Below are 15,702 nucleotides of genomic sequence, written 5' to 3'. Positions count from 1 at the left end.
TGAATGACACATCAATACGCAATGCAAGCCGTGGTGCTGCGCACCCCGGCCTGGTAATGGGTGGACAGGATGCTGCCGCCGACCGGCAGGCCACGGCTGTCGAACTGCGCCCCGGCATAGTCCACGTCGGTCACACGGATCACCCGCTGGCCGTCGCGGGCATACAGGGTCACCAGCGTCCGGCGAGGCGTTCCGCTGCTGCCCGGCTGGGTGAACCAGTCTTCGCGCCGCTGCAACAGGCTGCCGTCCTGGCGCCGTTGCACAATGCTGCGATCGGCGGCGCGGTTGGGCGCCCAGGGGGCGAAGGAGCAGAGCAACGGCGCAGGCCCGACCACCTTCATGACGCCTTCCAGGTCCAGCCGCTGCCGGCCCACCAGTTGCCCCTGGCGATAGCGCAGGGCCGTGGCGCTACGGGGTTTGCCGCAGGCGGCAAAGGTGCGTACCACCAGTTCGCCGCCATGGACCTGGCGGCGGGCGTCGAACAGCACGCCGCCGTAGTCGGAGTTGATGTGCTCCAGCACGGCATTGCCGCCTTCTATATAGCGCGTACCGATCACCTGGTAAGGCACGCCGGTGGCCCCCAGGTAGGACCTGGCGCTGTAGGTCCGCGTGCCGCGGCCATCGGTATGGTTTACCGCGAGCATGCCTCCTGTCAGCCGGGTTCCGGCCATCTGCGCCTGCCCATAGGACACGCAGGTGCGCCCCAGCAGACGGCCATCGGCATCGAACTGGCGGGTGCTGTAGCTGGCATAGCACTCCTCGTCGTAGGCCATCTGCGCCTGATGGACGAGATGCCCCTGGGCATCGTTCGCCGACAGCGTGGCCAGGCCGTGGGACGGCGTGCCGGCGGCAGTGAGGTGCAAGGCGTCGTACTGGCCGAACACCGAGCGCCGCACCTGGCCCTGGTCATCGAGCAGGCGAGTGATCGAGGAGCGCGCCCGCCCCTGGGCATCGATCAGCAGGTGGCTGTCGGCATGCGGCGCGCCCCCGGCGTCCACCGAGCGGTAGCGCACCTCCAGGCCACCATCGGTCTGGGCGTGGTACTCGGCCCTCCCCCGGGTGGCGACGTTCACCCCGTCCGGGCCGTAGTGCACCAGCGACACCGCCCTGGGCGGCCGGATGGCGTAGCCGGGGTCGACCAGGCCATCGAGCAGGCTCTGCAAGGCTTGATTGTTCATGTCGGTACTCCTTCACTGACACTGTCAGGCGCGAGGATCCCGGCCAGGTGGTCGAGCAAGGCGACCCCTTCGGCACGGGTGGTGGCTTTCTTGTAGGAGAAGCGCATGTCCAGGCTGACCCGGGTACGCTCGCTGTCGTTGCGCATCGAGCCATGCCCCAGGTAGCCGCCATCGAAGATCAACACCTGGCCGTAGCGCAGGCTGACCGGGCTGTAGTCGGCACTGCCATAGTCGCTTTCCAGCCACAGGGCGGCGCCAGCCTCGACATCGGTGAACGGCATCCAGAAGTTGACCTGGTCGATGCGCTCGGTAACGCAGATATCGTGGTGGAACGAACTCACGCTGGGCGTGCCGGCCAGGTGCACGCGCAGCTTCGGGTGGCTGGTATAGGAAATGCCACGCCCCACCAACGGCGCCAGCACCTGGAGCATGAAGGCGTGGTAGAGGGTCCAGAAATCGGCCGTGGCAGGCTGACGCTCCATCATGTCGCTGAGCAGCAGGTTGTCCCTTGGGCGCAGCCGCGCAGGGCGGCCACGTTCGAGGTAGTGCTGGCGCAGATACAGGTGCAGCCGGTCCAGGCGCTGCACCTTGTACACGTCCCGCGTCAGTGCCGCGGCGAAGGGAAAGCGCCGGGTGTCGTATTCGAGAACCAGACGGTTGCGCCGGGGCCGGGCACCGGCCTCGGCCATCAGCCAGGCACGATCCACCCCGGCCAGCAACGGCTGCACGCGCATGTTCATCCGGCATCCTCCGTTTCATCCTGGCGCAACCGCGCCAGCGCCTCGCGCAACAGGCGCAGGTTGCCGCGCGCACGGTCATAGCCATGCCAGAGGAAGATCCCGCCCTTGTCGCTGGCCGCCACCATCACCGCCACCAGGTGCTGCCAGGCCCACTCGGGCAAGCCCAACCGTGGCCGCTCGAGCAGTTGGCCTATCCACAGCGGCTCGATCAGGGCCATGCCGCGCAGTTGCACCTTGCTGCCCGCGGCGCTGCGGCCCTGGCCATGCAACAGCGGCTTGAGCGTGATCGGATCGAGGGTCACGTCCAACTGGCCGGACTCCACGGCCGGCGGGCCACCCTGCCACTGGATGCGTCCCTCGCGAAATTCGGCGGTTACCGGCTTGCCAGCGATCTCCAGCCCGTAGGGCCCCAGGCGCAACGCCAGCAACTCGGCCAGGCGACCATGCACCAGGCGCAGGCGGTAAGCCCCCTGGGCCCACTGCGCCAGGTCCTCGAAACGACGTGTCGACAGTGCCAGGCGTCGCTCACCGATGCGTGTGTCACGTCCGTTGAACAGTACTTCGCCGGGCAACGCCAGGCCCTCGCGCAACACATCAACCCCTTGGCTCGCCGAGGCCGAGGGCACGATGCGCAGCGCCTCCCCTGCGACCCGATAATCCCCTACCGCCAGGCATGCCGGACGCGCCAGCGATTGCCCGCGCAAAGCCACCTTGTAGCCGCTCCCGGCCTGTTCCCCAGCGGGCCACACCAGCCCGATCCAGCTGCGCCCGCCCTGCACCGAGAGATCGGATTGCAGATAACCGGAACTGCCATTGCCGGCCTCGGCGCTCCAAGTCAGCACGCCCGACTGATAGCGCACGCCCACCAGCGGTTGGCCATCGAGGTCGACACGCAGGCCGGCGTTCTTCATGCGGCTGAACAACGAGAGGCTCATGCGTCGACTGCTGTCGAGGTAGAAGCCGCTCCAGGGCGCCAGGCTCGACTGCAGCAGCGCATTGAGCTCGGCATTCATGCCCGGCCAGTCGATGCTCAGTCCAGCCTTGCGCGACCAAGCCGCGGCTACAGCACGCAGTTCGCCCGGCGCGGCGGCGCTGAGCGCCCGGTGCAAGGCGCTGCTGGCCGAGGTATAGGTCAGCAGGTGCTCGACCCCCTCACGATTGCCGGGATGACGCTGGGCATCGGCACCCTTGGCTGCCAGTTGCACCGCGCCCGGGTCGCGTTGCCCCAGCAGATGCCGTTCGCGGGCATCCAGCCCGCCCCAGGCCTGCACCGCGGCCTGGGGGTCGTCGCGGTACTGCCGGCGCAACTCGGCATCGTCGGACAAGGCAAGAATGAAACGTCCGGCACCGGTGTCGGCCTGCCACTGGTAACTGGCCGGCACATCGAAGCGGGCGAAATCGCTGAAGGCACGACGTTCACGCTTGTCGTAGCGGTCGATCACCCGCAATGGATCACTGGCGGCGCGCACCGGTTGGCCGGGGCGGATCAGCCCCAGCCGCTCGAGCATCTGCGGATCCGACTGCCCTGCGGTGCGCGGCGGCAGGTAGAAGGTGGAGATCCCGGTCACCCACGATTGCGCCAGCGGATCGCGCAGGCTGGCCAGGGTTTGCCGGTCGATCAGCGGATCGATCCCCGGGTAGCGCGAACCGACATAGTTGATCACCGGGTGCTCCGGGCCGTAGAGCGCCTCCAGGTAGTCGAGCAGCACGGCGAAGTTGCTGTTCAGGTACCCCTGGCGTCGGTAGCCCAGCTCGCCGATCAGGCCGACCTGCCAGAGCACCAGGTGCAGCCCCGGGTCCGGCTGGCGGCGACGGATCAGCATGTCGGTGGCTTCGTACATCTGCATGCCGGGTTGGCTGGGGTCCACGCCCAGGTCGGCACACAGGGTGTCGAGGGCGCTGACTGCCGCACGCATGCTGGCGTGGTGCCCTTCACGGCGGGCGATGGTCACGGCGCGATGGGTCGACAGCACGAATACGCCGGGGTGGCCATAGAAGATCGCCACCACATGCTCGCCGTTGCGCACGTGATGCAGCATGGCCTCGGTCATCTGCATGTAGGTCAGGTAACGCGGTTTGCTGTCGTCGTAGAGCACGTACAGGTCAAAAGCGTCCGGACGCTGCGAGAGGATCCAGATCTTGGTGGCCGGGTCGGCAACGCAATAGAACACATGGTCGGCGGCGAGGATCCGCGCCTCGTCGCTGCGGCTGAAGTCCGAGGCCTCGATGCCCGAGCCGAGGATCTCAAGGGTGCCGGGGCGCTGCGGCGCGACCAGCAGGGCCGGATCGTCGCTGATGTCCGCGGCCCTGGCCGCGATGGCTTGGGCCAGCCGCCGCCAGCGGCGGCGGTGGTCCTCGGCGCTCGGGTAAAGGGTGGCTTGCACCTGTTCGTGGTTGTTGCGGGTCGTCATGCTCATGCGGTTCGCTCCTCAGGCGCCTTGCGCGGCCAGGTACTTCATCGCAACACTCGCCCCCACCTTCACCGGCAGCGGCTTGCCCTGGTAGGTGGCGTTGCCGAGTATCACGAAGGCCTTGTAGGCTTGATCGCCGGTGTAGGGCGCCATGCTGGCCACCACCTGGTTCTCGTCGTCACTGGACCAGCGCCAGTTGGCCGCGTCGTTGTCGGCCTTGGTGTTGCCCGTCTGCAGCAACGTGGAAATCGTCACCCCGACGGTCTTCGGATCGCCCTGCACTTCGGCCACATACTGGCTGAAGGTCTGCCAGCGAGCCGCCACTGGCTTGTCGTCCTGCAGCATGTAGTTGACCAGCACGCCCACCCCGGTGCTCTGACGCGGTTGCAGGTTCTCGATGTCCTTCTCGTCCTGGTTCTTCCAGGCCTGGAAGATCGCGCCCACGCTCTGGAAGGCGACGTAGATCACCGCCCCTTCGATCAAGGTCGGCAAGGCCTTGGTCATGATCCAGTTGCCGACGCCATTGACCACCTTCATCAGTGCGCCGGGCTCGACGTTCACATCGGTGTCGATATCCACGTCGACATCGATGTCGATGTCCGTCTCGGTGTCGGTCACCACATCGATGTCCACGTCGATGTCCACATCTACATCGACATCCACCACCGCGATGAAATCGACGTCGATATCGATGTCGATATCCACGTCGACGTCCACATCGATGTCGATGTCGATATCCACGTCCACATCGACGTCTATATCCACGTCGATGTCCACGTCGACGTTGACCGGATCGGCTGCGTCGCCCACGCCACTCCCGGCGCCGGCGGTGTCACCGGTGCTGTTGAGGCTGTCCTGGATGCGGCTGATCAGCTTGCCGGTATTCTGCGCCAGCCACTGCATGCCGTTGGCCACGGTGCCCAGCAGGTTGATCGCGGCGTCGAGGGTCATCGCCAGCTGCACGGTGAACAACGCGCCATAGGCCATGTCGTAGGCGACTGCGTACCAGGGCAACTGCGGGTTTTGATAGGACTGGGCGATGAACTGCTGGCCGTCACAGGTACCGACAAAGGCCCAGGTAATCACATCGGGCTTGCCTTCCCAGGTCAGGTCGCGGATGAACCCGGTGGTGTTGAAGCCGTGCTTGTCGTCGGCACCCGGGCTTGTCAGTTGGCCGTACTGGAACTGCAGCGCACTGCCGCCGCCCGTGCTGGGGCTGTAGTTGGCCTTGCCGTCGGCGATGGTCAACGTGCCCACCTGGGTGGTGGGCAGGATGAAGCCCATGGAGTTGCCGCTGGGGGGCTCGTAGCAGTAGTAGGTGCCCGGATAGGCGTACAGCTGGTTGTTGGCCCAGTAACCCAGGGCCGAGAACAGCGCGAAACTCACCCCAGGGTAGCCATTGGCGGCGAAGAAAGAGGCGGCCTTGTCGTTGAGGGCGTTGGCCGGGGTATCGCTGACCAGTTCGCAGAATTCCAGGGCGGTGGGAGTGAAGGGCTGGCTGATGAACGACTGGTAGAACGCCCAACCGGAGTTGGCCGTGGTCACATCCTGGTTGGCGACCCGCACCTGTTCCGAGTCCGGCAACAGGGCGTTGGCCACCTGCACCAGCAAGGGAAACTGGTCGCTCTGGCGCACGATCACCAGCCGCGCCAGGCTCTCTGTGAGGGGCAAGGTGGTGCTCTGGTTGGCGCCCAGCGAGCCTTGCAGGGTGTACACGGCGGTATAGTCCGCCGGATTGGTGGAAGGCGGATCGGTCGCGGGGTTCTTGTTGAGGGTGGTGTAGATGTCCAGCGCCAGGTTGGTGTTGTTGGTGATCTGGACGGGGTAGGTGGCCATCTCGATGCATCTCCCTTGCCTTCGAACAGCGCCAGGGCGCCGGGTTGAGACTCGACGGGCCAAGGAAGAAGAAAGGAGCGCGAGCGCGCAGGCGTGCAGACGGCACACGCAGTGAAATGCGGGCCGTATGCCGTCCATGGTCGGGGATCCAGACTCGTCCTGAGGCTGTCAGTCAGGGTGTCATGCACTATAGCGAGCGACCGGGAATGGCAATGGAACAGTTGGCGATATGCCAGCAGCGTTCAATTGCCAATGCGTGCCCAGGGTGGAACTGCCAGAAAAGGCGGCCCCGAGAAATAAAAACCCCCGGCCACATCCATGGTCGGGGGTCTTGGATCAGGCTGTGAACAACCCGATCAGGGTATTTCCAGGATTACTGCTGCTGAGGCAGTTTATCGATCGGGCCGCAGCCGCCGATGATCTTGGAGATGGAAACCGATGGGTGGAACAGGTAGTCGTACGAGCAGTTCTTAGGCTGGTTGTAGACCTGGCCGGTGCAGCCGGACAGCAGGGCAACGCCCGAAACGACAGCAACAGCGACAGTAGCTTTGATCAGCTTTTTCATAAAAATCCTTTAGTCCATGATCCACCATCAAACGGATGGCGCGCGGATCATACGGGAAATGCCGGTGAGAATGAAAGGCATTAGTACAGGTGCACTCGTTGACGGGGGTCAACTAACAAGTTGTTGGCACGGTAACTAAGCGTGTTGAACTACTTGCTAAAACGTTACAGGCGGGTAATTCCTTTCAGCTTCCTACAGGTTTTCATCAGACTTTCCTGATTCCCTGTAGTCCATTTCCCAAGCACACTTTTTCCCCATTCAGACCATTGCAGCTGCTCGATCTGCGACCTAGTCTCGACCCGTCGTTGCCAACTCAACGACCGGCTTTGACAGGCCGTAGCTCAGAACGCAATGGCTGCTTCATGGCAGTTGTGCGTGGGGCACATTCGTGTGCGCCGGGAACCTGAGCCTCGGTCTGTCAACCTACGTACAGCTGCCTCCATTGGTTTGACAGCTTGTGGTGGACGCCCCAAATAGCTCAGGTTACTACCATGATAAAAATTGTCCCCGACCCTCCGCTACAAGCATCCGACTCCCCTCATACCCTCGAGGATCTGCTCGTCCAGATCGCCGAGTATCTCGTCTGCGCCTTCACCGCCGCCCAGCACGCCGCCATGATCCACACCAAGCCGCCGGGCCAGGTCATGGCCCTGACCGCCGTGCACGAAATCGACAGCGCACGCAGCTTGGTAGAAATGGCCCTGAGCCGCGTACAGGCAAGGCATTGATCGCGCCCTGAGAAAGGAGAACCGGCATGACTCAAGACAAACGCATCACCACCATCGGCATCGGCAGCTTTGGCGAAAGCGGTGAAATCGATAACGAAACTCCACTGTTCCAGGTCGTTGCAGGCCACCCAATGGACTATGCCCTGGAACAATCCACGCACTTGATAACCTGCGCCTACACCCTGAGTGATATCGCGCTGACTCAGGATCTGAAGAACGCACCTACTTTGTTAGCCGCCGCCCACTATCTCACCGGCATGGCCAAAGCACTGTCGCAAGATGTATCCCACGCAGTAACCAACAGCCCCGCTGTTTGATGCAAAAAGCCCCGTAGCGCGAACTACGGGGCTTTCAGCAAAGAAATCGATACAGACCTTTATCGCATCAACCGACCCGCTCGAATCGCCGTCGCCTCACGAACAGGCCTACGCCCAACCCCGTGGCAAGGACCGACAGCAATCCCAGATCCAACCCGTACAAACGGGCTTGGCTAACAATGATGCAACCGGCGACACCAACCACCACCAGCGCCACCCCCAGCCACTTGCGCAGCGGGTAGGGCCTGAGGAACCGATCCAGCAGGCCATAAAGCACCAGGGCGACCACCGCATAGGTAATTTCGGACACAGGCGCCTCCCTCAGGTCTTGATGATCAGGGTCGAAGTGGAGTGCTGCGGACCGATGCCGCCATTGACCTGCGCCTCGATGCTGACCAGCACATCGCCCGCATGGTAGGTGGGCAGGACGTCATTGGCATAGGCACGCACCCCAGCGCCCACCGGCACGCCAACATAAGGCGATGCTACAGAACTGGCGGCCGCAGCAAACGCCGAGGCGGCAAGGTTGGCGACCTTGGTGCGCTGGGCATTGAGGGTATCGCCCTGTTGCCGGGTCAGCGGCTTGGAGATGCCGATCTTCATCACGCACGGCAGCCCTTTGGCCAGCATCCTGTCGTACGTCTCGACGACCTTGCTGTTGACCTCGTAGTGGGCGCTTTTCGCTTCGCCGAAATGCAGCTCGCGCAAACGCCCGCGCTCGCTGTCGGTCAGGGTGATCTGCGAGACGTTGAAGACGATCCCGTGATTGCCCATGTATTGGAAAGTCCCTTCGAACTTCATTGCACGCATCCTTTCGAGGCAAAGGGTGCGATTCTCTACAAGGTTCGGCAGGTACGCAAACGGTGGCATTTAGCTATGCCAGCCCATCGCCCTGCCGCGAGTAGTCCATTTCCGAATCGGGCATCCAGACCAGCCTAAGCATTGCCGTTGACCAAGTACCGCTCTAGGCTCTACTGATCGCTGCCTTATCGACAGCACTATCAAAACATTGCAGATGCCCCGCAAGCCGTATGGGCGATGCCAAAAGCATCGAAGACCATAGACGAGTAGAGCGTGGTGTTTCACGTGCCATTCGAAAGCGGAGGGCGTGGATGTCTCAAAACGATATGCCAGACAGTCGGCTGCAGGAGCCCTGGGCCAACTGTTTTCATCGACTTTATGCAGTAGGCATGAGCCTGGGTAGACATGACCCGCCATCAGAGAAGATTGGTACCGTAACCATGAATGACGTGCCCCGTGACGAACTCAACGCCAAGCTCGAGACTATCGAGATCAAGATGGACGCTCGGGTAGAAGCCATTGCGTCGAAAATCGACGGTTTTCTCGTTGCCCCGAGCGAGCGCGACAAGCGATTGGACGAATCGATCGCGGGTGTCCGGCGCGACATCGATCGATTGGGCAGCCTGAAGCTGAACATCTGGGGCGCCATGCTTACCGCTGTTGCGCTGGGTGTAACGGTGGCGGCACTGAGTGTGACGGTCTATCAGACAGGTAAAGGCGACATCGCCATCCTGCCCCAGCCGTCACCTGCGATACAGACACCCGCCTTGGAGCACGCTGCGCCCGACGCATAAAAACACGCCGCTTACTGGCCCCATATCAGAACGCCTTGATTATTTCCGTTGCCAACCATGCAGCCTCTTTGTCCATGGAAATAAAGCAGCCTTCGAATGAACCGCTTGTCAAAACCAGCCTCTGCCCCTTGTACTCCGTGATGACCAGCGTTGAATATGGCCCTTCCTCACGCTCAGGCTTCCTAGCCCCCAAGGTGGTTAGAACAAATTCGACAAACTCGTCGAACCGTTCCTCCTTATATCCATTGAAAAAAATAAAATGGCTGTCTTCGGACGTAGATTCAGAAAAGCCATTCATGCTTCGTATACCTAGACTTTATAGATCTGGACGCTTGTGATTCCTCTATGGTATTGAGCCACAAAGCCCGCCACACGTTCACGAGCCAAACACTATCGGGCAACATGCGCCTAGAATGGGTTTCCCTTAAACTCGGCCATATGTCCAGGGTGCAGGCGTAAACCGCGAGTCGCTCAATAAAACGCTCAAGGAAGGAGGCATAGCGCGCTTCGCTACTGCCAACCATTATTCCCAAACGTAACCGCTGCGACTGTAAAGAGTATCTGTCAACCGTTTCATGTAACGTGTAAAGCAATCAATCACCTCAGCCAGTGTCACGGCGGGCCCTGGCGCTTCCACCCAACATGACTCCAACAGGAAGTTCGATTTCTCGCTGCAGTAACGCAACGCGAGAATCGGCTCTTCCTCTTCATCCATCGACGCATAGTAAAAATCATGTTCAGCGCCGTTCTTCACAGATGCCAGCCATTGCTTCATCACCACCGCCAACTCCAGTAACAAGCAATTTTCCACCTGCAGGAAAAGTTCTCCTTGCACCTCGATGTTAAGCCCTCCTTCAACGAAGGCCGCTGCATTGTAGCCAGACATGTCATCCGGCAATGTCACCCAATCAAAGTCGATTACAAACATACTCATTTCTCATGTACGGGAAACGCGTTCATTACTTTGCCATCCGCACCGACGATGACCCTTACCATCGTTTGGCCCTTTACACCCACTGGGCGACCCGCATCAATGACCACCCTGAATGTACCCGGGTGAGCCGGGTTATCATAAAACGCTGCCGAGTTCGAACGTAAGCCGTTGCTGATCATGTCCCTGATCTCCTGCACATCGCTGGTATTGAAGCGCGCCTTCGACTGTGACCCACCACCAAGGACATGCTTGTCTTTCGGAGTGAACAGATCGATATTGTCAGCCGCCGCGTACGCTGCCCCTGAAGCGCGTTTCAAGTCTACATTGGAATTTGGCTTGATCGGGTGCTCATAGGGCATTCCCGCCTCGGCATCCGCCTTGGCCCCTATCGAAGCCGGCTTTTCCGACTTGCCGCCGATGCCATGCCCCAGTGAAACACTGGACTTGGAGCCACCTCTTCCCAAGAGCGCTTGCGTGATCATTACCAGGAGCGGTGAATCCTTGCCGAGACTCGAAGCGATTGTCTGCATCGCTTCGGTGTTGCTCTCAATAACTCGTCCAATAAATGCGGAAACGCCAGCATCCCCCTGGTGCCGATAGGTCTGCAGTATCCTTTCCATCTCTGGCACATCGTCCAGCAAGGTTTTGACTACACGGCTACAAGCCGCGCTGTCGAGCTTGCACAGTTGTGTCAGACCTTCATTTCGCTTGACATCGAGATCGTTGTACCGCTTGGCGATGTCCCTTTCGCACTCAATAGAGGTACAGGCAGCCTTTTCAGCCGCCATTCGTCCAGCGCACCACTGCCGGCGATCAAGCCACCTTGGCCATTGAGCAGGGTCTGGCTGTTGACACCAAGGTTCCCTGCGGACAGGACACGCCCCCGATTCTGGTTGTCCAACTGCTGCGCGTCGATCCGGGCACTGCGCCCGGCACTCAGGGTGCCGTCCTGGTTCGCCAGATCATTGGTGTTGATAGCGAGGTCGCGGCTGGCAGCCAGGGTGTGCCCGTTGTTGTCGACGGCTTGCGCGGTCACCTGCAGATCGCCCTGTCGATTGCGACTGCCGTCGGCGCTGACCCCGACCTCGACGATGCCCTGATTGAGCACCCGACCGGCGCTGTCCAGGCGCAGGCTATCGCCGGCGGCCAGACTCCGCTGGTTGCGCAGATCACCCTGGCTGGTGATCGCCAGGTCCTTGGCGGCATGGACCGGCCCCTGCACATCGATACCCTGCGCCTTGGCGACCAGCGTGCCGCCCGCGGAGGCCTGTCCCAGGTCCAGCTTACCGTTGGCATCAATGTGGATATCGCCACCAGCGACCATGTCGCCCGCCAGCCGAACCCCGACGCCCGCCTCGGTACCTACCAGGCGAATGGTGTTGGCGTACATGCCCCCCAACGCCGATGAGTCGATCGCCAGCTCCTGCTTCGGGCTACCGTCGCCTCCGCGGGCGGTAGCGGTCAAGGTGCGTGCATCGACATCGTTGCGGCCTGCGACGATGTCCAGCTTGTTCGCCTGGATCCGCGCATTGATCTTCGTGGCACGGGTAATGATTTCGAATTGGTCGACATTGCTCGCATTGAGCCCCGCGCCCTGGATGGACACCGTGCCCTGATCGACCTGGTAGCGGCTCAACTGGCCGTTTTCGATCACCGGCTTGCCCGTGCTGAGCGTGACGTTGGGCGTGTTGATGAAACCACAACCGTCGCAGCTGATCCCGTGGGGGTTGGCGACGATGACATGCGCGGACTTGCCCGCTACTTCGGTGTAACCACGCAACTGGCTGGGGTTTGCGCCATTGACTTCGTTGAGGATGATGTCGGCGGCCCGGCCATTGAGGTTCGGGTTACCGACAATGATCCCGCCCAGTTGGGTGGCCTGCGTGCGCTCGATGGCGTTGTTGAGGATCAGCCCCTGGGCATCGACGTTGTAGTCCTTGAACTGGTTGTGCGACAGGCCATTGGCATTCGGCGTGGCAATGTTAACGATCGGCACGCCATTGCCCGCTTGGGCCAGCCCCGTGCCCGGCGCGCTGACCGCGATGCCTTCGGCCTGGGCCCACAGCGGCTGCCAAAACATGACGTTCGCCAGCAGGAACGCCAGCGCGCGCTTGGAAATACCGCAAAAAGATCCGCGCGATTGCACAGTCGCCGAAGGCAGTCGGGTCAGGAAAACGAATTGACGGGCATCCATGTCGTAGTCTCGCGTCAGCAGTGGCAGTGCTTGCTACAACAGCTCCAGCCGTAACAGGTGGGCGATCAGCGCTCGGCTCACGCCCGGGCGCTCCAGGGAACAGGCAAAAGTGGCGCTGGCGGCCAGGCACAGACGATCCCCCGGGGACTGGCTGTCGGCGACCTTGATTCGAGGGTGTCGAGGGGAAAAGCGCAACCTCATCGCGAGGTAGTGAAACGACATGGCCCATCAGACATCATTACGCCATCATGGCGCAGAGATACTAGTTGAGCAAAAAATCTGACGTCAAGAAAATTGCGTGACCGCGTGCTGCCAGAGAATGGCAAAAATCCTCAGCATAAACGACAAAGCCCCCGAAAACTCAACGTTTTCGGGGGCTTCGGCTACTTCGCGTATGGCGGAGAGATAGGGATTTGAACCCTAGGTACTGTTGCCAGTACAACGGATTTCGAATCCGTCCCGTTCGACCACTCCGGCATCTCTCCAATGGCGCGCATCATACCAGCGATTTCGTTTCTGGCAAACCTTTTTTGAAAAAAATTCGCGTGGTATCAGGCGCTTGCGTTAACGCGCCGCTTACAGCGGCACGCCCAGGCGCTTGGCAACTTCTTCGTAGGCTTCGATCACGTCGCCCAGGCCCTGGCGGAAGCGGTCCTTGTCCATCTTCTTGCGGGTCTCTTTGTCCCACAGGCGGCAGCCGTCCGGGCTGAATTCGTCGCCCAGGACGATCTGGCCGTGGAACACGCCGAACTCCAGCTTGAAGTCGACCAGCAGCAGGCCTGCGTCGTCGAACAGCTTGCTCAGCACTTCGTTGACCTTCAACGACAGCTTCTTCATCTCCACCAGCTGCTCGGCGGTGCCCCAGCCGAAGGCGACAACGTGGGATTCGTTGATGAAGGGGTCGCCCTTCTCGTCGTTCTTCAGGAACAGCTCGAAGGTGGACGGCTCCAGCTTGATGCCCTCCTCCACGCCCAGGCGCTTGACCAGGCTACCGGCGGCGTAGTTGCGCACCACACATTCGACCGGGATCATGTCGAGCTTCTTCACCAGGCACTCGTTGTCGCCCAGCAGCTTGTCGAACTGCGTCGGCACGCCGGCTTCTTCGAGTTTCTGCATGATGAAGGCGTTGAACTTGTTGTTCACCATGCCCTTGCGGTCGAGTTGTTCGATGCGCTTGCCGTCGAACGCCGAGGTGTCGTTACGGAACAGCAGGATCAAGCGGTCGGCGTCGTCGGTCTGGTAAACCGATTTGGCCTTGCCGCGGTAGAGTTCGTCGCGTTTTTCCATGATGGGCTCCGCTTGCTTGAGTAGGTGGGCTAGGCGATTTGGCGCCAGTCGAGCCCTTGATCCTGATTCGCCACCTGGAGCCAGTCCGGGTCGCACCCGAGGGCGTCGACGAAGCACTGGCGGGCCAGATGTGGCAGGTTGTTCTTGCTGCTGAGGTGGGCCAGCACCAGGTGCTGCAGGTTTTGCCAGCCCAACTCGGCCACCAGGCTCGCGGCCTGGTGGTTGTTCAAATGTCCCTGGCTGCCGCCGACCCGCAGCTTGAGAAAGCGCGGGTAATGCCCACGAGCCAGCAGGTCGCGGCAATGGTTGGCTTCGATCAGCAGGGCATCGAGCCCCTGATAGCGTTCCAACAACTGCGCGTCGTAGCTGCCCAGGTCGGTGAGCATGCCGAAGCGGCGGCGACCGTCGCTGATCACGTACTGCAACGGCTCGTAGGCATCATGCTCGACCCGTGCCGCGCTGACCTGCAGATCGCCGATCTGCACGACATCGCCGCAACCGAGAAAACCGGCCACCTCCACCGGCTTGCGCATGCCGCGCAAGGTGCCCTGGCTGAGGTAGACCGGTACATTGTAGCGCCGTGACAGCAACCCCACGCCATGCACGTGGTCGGCATGTTCATGGGTCACCAGCACCGCGCTCAACTGCGTGGCCGACACCCCGAGCAGCGCCAGGCGCCGCTCGGTCTCGCGCAGGGAAAAGCCGCAATCGACCAGGATGACCGTGTCACCACTGGCGATGAGCGTGCCGTTTCCCTGGCTGCCGCTTCCAAGAACCGCGAAGCGCACTTAGCCCAGGTGGTCCTGGATGGCGCTCAGCACGCGGCGGGCCACATCGGCCGGGGCCACGGTGTTGATGTTCTTCTCGACGGTCACCTGGACGTTTTCACCCACCTTGCTCAGGCGTACCTGATAGCGCTCGGCGCGGGCTTCACGCTCTTCCTTGCTCGGCTCGCTGCCGAACAGGCGGCTGAAGAAGCCGGGCTCCTTCTGCTTGTCATCGGGCTTCTCGGACAGGTTGATGTAGTACAGGCCCAGGCTGCGGTTGATGTCCTCGACGCGCCACTCGCCCTGCTCCAGGGCGCGGCCGACGCCGGACCAGGCGCGGTCCAGGTCCGAACCCAGGAACAGCACCGGGTTGCCGCTGCCGTCCTCGCTCAGGCTGACCTGGCTCGGGGCATCGAAGTCGCGCGCGGCCAGCAGCGAGACCGACCCGCCCTTCTCGGCGCTGCGGTTCATGCTGGCGAGCATTTCGTCGACCAGCAGGGCGTCGGTGCCGGTGTTGCTGGAGGCGGACGGGAAGTCAGGCTCGGCGCTGCTGCCGGCCGGGCGCTCGACGCTGACCACATACACCTCGGAGGTGTTGCGCTGCACGCCGGGCTCCATGCGCACCCGCACGCGGACTTCGCTGTCCGGGCTGCTGGAAGTGCTGGCCAGGCGCTGGCCGAGGGAGGCCGACAGCTCGTCGAAGCGCTGCCAGGTGGTGTTGAATTCACCGGTCTGCGGGCGCTCTTCAGCGATGCGGAAACCGTTGTCCTCGAAGAACTGGCGGGTCACCGGCCAGACTTCGGCGGGCGAGCGCTGGGCCAGCACCCAACGGCTGTTGCCGCTGCGCTGCAGGCTGAAATCGCTGATGTCGGCGGTGGCCGACAGCGGCTGTGGACGGGGTACCTCGAACTCGCCAGTGGCACGATCGTCGGCCACGTTGCGCGGGATCGGCAGCAGCGGATCCAGGCGCTTGACGTTGCTGGCGTCCGGCGGCAGCTGCATCGGCGCGGTAGGCTGCGCCTGCAGGTAGTCGCTGCCACGGTCGCGGAAATAGCCATCCTCGCCCCACAGCCAACCGCACCCACTGGTGCTGGAAATGATCAGGGCGAGAGCGGAAAGACCAGCCAGTCGCTTCATGCGGTGTACTTCC

17 protein-coding genes, 1 tRNA gene and 1 pseudogene are annotated in these 15,702 nt (G+C 62.1%); 3 read left to right on the top strand and 16 right to left on the bottom strand.

Annotation, left to right across the window (positions count from 1 at the left end; translation table 11 throughout):
• Positions 1-11: 11 nt before the first annotated feature.
• The 5 genes from KHO27_RS02675 to KHO27_RS02655 all read right to left on the bottom strand — a co-directional run bounded on the left by KHO27_RS02675 (position 12) and on the right by KHO27_RS02655 (position 6,730).
• Positions 12-1,178 (bottom strand): hypothetical protein, encoded by a 1,167-nt coding sequence (locus KHO27_RS02675; RefSeq protein WP_214501136.1) that lies wholly within the window; start codon positions 1,176-1,178, stop codon positions 12-14.
• Entirely contained in the window at positions 1,175-1,918 is a 744-nt protein-coding gene (locus KHO27_RS02670) for a phytanoyl-CoA dioxygenase family protein (RefSeq protein ID WP_102681696.1), read from the bottom strand. The genes KHO27_RS02675 and KHO27_RS02670 overlap by 4 nt, the downstream gene beginning before the upstream one ends.
• Positions 1,915-4,335 (bottom strand): SAM-dependent methyltransferase, encoded by a 2,421-nt coding sequence (locus KHO27_RS02665; RefSeq protein ID WP_214501135.1) that lies wholly within the window; start codon positions 4,333-4,335, stop codon positions 1,915-1,917. The genes KHO27_RS02670 and KHO27_RS02665 overlap by 4 nt, the downstream gene beginning before the upstream one ends.
• A 12-nt stretch (positions 4,336-4,347) precedes the next feature.
• A complete protein-coding gene (locus KHO27_RS02660; RefSeq protein ID WP_214501134.1) occupies positions 4,348-6,165 on the bottom strand; it encodes a hypothetical protein in 1,818 nt (605 codons plus the stop codon).
• A 373-nt stretch (positions 6,166-6,538) separates the two neighbouring features.
• Positions 6,539-6,730 carry a DUF4223 family protein gene (locus KHO27_RS02655; protein ID WP_023630554.1) on the bottom strand — a complete coding sequence of 64 codons (192 nt, stop codon included), beginning with the start codon at positions 6,728-6,730 and terminating at the stop codon, positions 6,539-6,541.
• A 491-nt stretch (positions 6,731-7,221) separates the two neighbouring features.
• Between KHO27_RS02655 and KHO27_RS02650 the strand changes: the two genes are divergently transcribed.
• On the top strand, positions 7,222-7,458 hold the full coding sequence (locus tag KHO27_RS02650) for a hypothetical protein (protein ID WP_102681693.1): 237 nt from the start codon (positions 7,222-7,224) through the stop codon (positions 7,456-7,458).
• Between the two features lie 26 nt (positions 7,459-7,484).
• Positions 7,485-7,775: a DUF3077 domain-containing protein gene (locus KHO27_RS02645; RefSeq protein ID WP_214501133.1), complete on the top strand. Its 291-nt coding sequence runs from the start codon at positions 7,485-7,487 to the stop codon at positions 7,773-7,775.
• Between the two features lie 67 nt (positions 7,776-7,842).
• Here KHO27_RS02645 and KHO27_RS02640 read toward each other — a convergent pair whose 3' ends face one another.
• Both KHO27_RS02640 and KHO27_RS02635 read right to left on the bottom strand, forming a co-directional pair.
• Complete coding sequence (locus tag KHO27_RS02640; protein ID WP_214501132.1) at positions 7,843-8,085, bottom strand: hypothetical protein; 243 nt, start codon at positions 8,083-8,085, stop codon at positions 7,843-7,845.
• An 11-nt stretch (positions 8,086-8,096) separates the two neighbouring features.
• Entirely contained in the window at positions 8,097-8,576 is a 480-nt protein-coding gene (locus tag KHO27_RS02635) for a hypothetical protein (protein WP_028692998.1), read from the bottom strand.
• 440 nt (positions 8,577-9,016) lie between these two features.
• On the opposite strand from KHO27_RS02635, the gene KHO27_RS02630 reads away from it, so the two are divergent.
• Positions 9,017-9,370, top strand: a complete 354-nt coding sequence (locus KHO27_RS02630; protein ID WP_250888399.1) for a hypothetical protein — start codon at positions 9,017-9,019, stop codon at positions 9,368-9,370.
• A 25-nt stretch (positions 9,371-9,395) separates the two neighbouring features.
• Here the strand turns inward: KHO27_RS02630 and KHO27_RS02625 are convergent, their stop codons facing one another.
• From KHO27_RS02625 to bamC, 9 genes and pseudogenes are all read right to left on the bottom strand, one after another.
• Positions 9,396-9,668: a hypothetical protein gene (locus KHO27_RS02625; protein WP_110697892.1), complete on the bottom strand. Its 273-nt coding sequence runs from the start codon at positions 9,666-9,668 to the stop codon at positions 9,396-9,398.
• A gap of 225 nt (positions 9,669-9,893) precedes the next feature.
• Positions 9,894-10,298: a DUF7878 domain-containing protein gene (locus KHO27_RS02620; RefSeq protein WP_110697890.1), complete on the bottom strand. Its 405-nt coding sequence runs from the start codon at positions 10,296-10,298 to the stop codon at positions 9,894-9,896.
• Positions 10,299-10,300: 2 nt separating this feature from the next.
• Positions 10,301-10,945 carry a hypothetical protein gene (locus KHO27_RS02615; protein ID WP_214501130.1) on the bottom strand — a complete coding sequence of 215 codons (645 nt, stop codon included), beginning with the start codon at positions 10,943-10,945 and terminating at the stop codon, positions 10,301-10,303.
• A gap of 152 nt (positions 10,946-11,097) precedes the next feature.
• A pseudogene (locus KHO27_RS02610) lies at positions 11,098-12,498 on the bottom strand (filamentous hemagglutinin N-terminal domain-containing protein); the annotation flags it as partial.
• A 33-nt stretch (positions 12,499-12,531) separates the two neighbouring features.
• Positions 12,532-12,720 carry a hypothetical protein gene (locus KHO27_RS02605; protein WP_110697886.1) on the bottom strand — a complete coding sequence of 63 codons (189 nt, stop codon included), beginning with the start codon at positions 12,718-12,720 and terminating at the stop codon, positions 12,532-12,534.
• Positions 12,721-12,893: 173 nt separating this feature from the next.
• A tRNA-Ser gene (locus tag KHO27_RS02600) sits at positions 12,894-12,983 on the bottom strand.
• Positions 12,984-13,074: 91 nt separating this feature from the next.
• Positions 13,075-13,785 (bottom strand): phosphoribosylaminoimidazolesuccinocarboxamide synthase, encoded by a 711-nt coding sequence (gene purC, locus KHO27_RS02595; protein ID WP_016392503.1) that lies wholly within the window; start codon positions 13,783-13,785, stop codon positions 13,075-13,077.
• 29 nt (positions 13,786-13,814) lie between these two features.
• Positions 13,815-14,573 (bottom strand): MBL fold metallo-hydrolase, encoded by a 759-nt coding sequence (locus tag KHO27_RS02590; protein WP_046856745.1) that lies wholly within the window; start codon positions 14,571-14,573, stop codon positions 13,815-13,817.
• Positions 14,574-15,689: an NlpB/DapX family lipoprotein gene (gene bamC / locus KHO27_RS02585; protein ID WP_214501128.1), complete on the bottom strand. Its 1,116-nt coding sequence runs from the start codon at positions 15,687-15,689 to the stop codon at positions 14,574-14,576.
• Positions 15,690-15,702: the final 13 nt, after the last annotated feature.

The sequence above is a fragment of the Pseudomonas sp. RC3H12 genome (assembly GCF_018596375.1).
In the GTDB taxonomy this organism is placed as follows: domain Bacteria; phylum Pseudomonadota; class Gammaproteobacteria; order Pseudomonadales; family Pseudomonadaceae; genus Aquipseudomonas.
The sequence above is the reverse complement of the archived record's forward strand: the minus strand, read 5'-3'. Positions and strand labels throughout refer to the sequence as shown.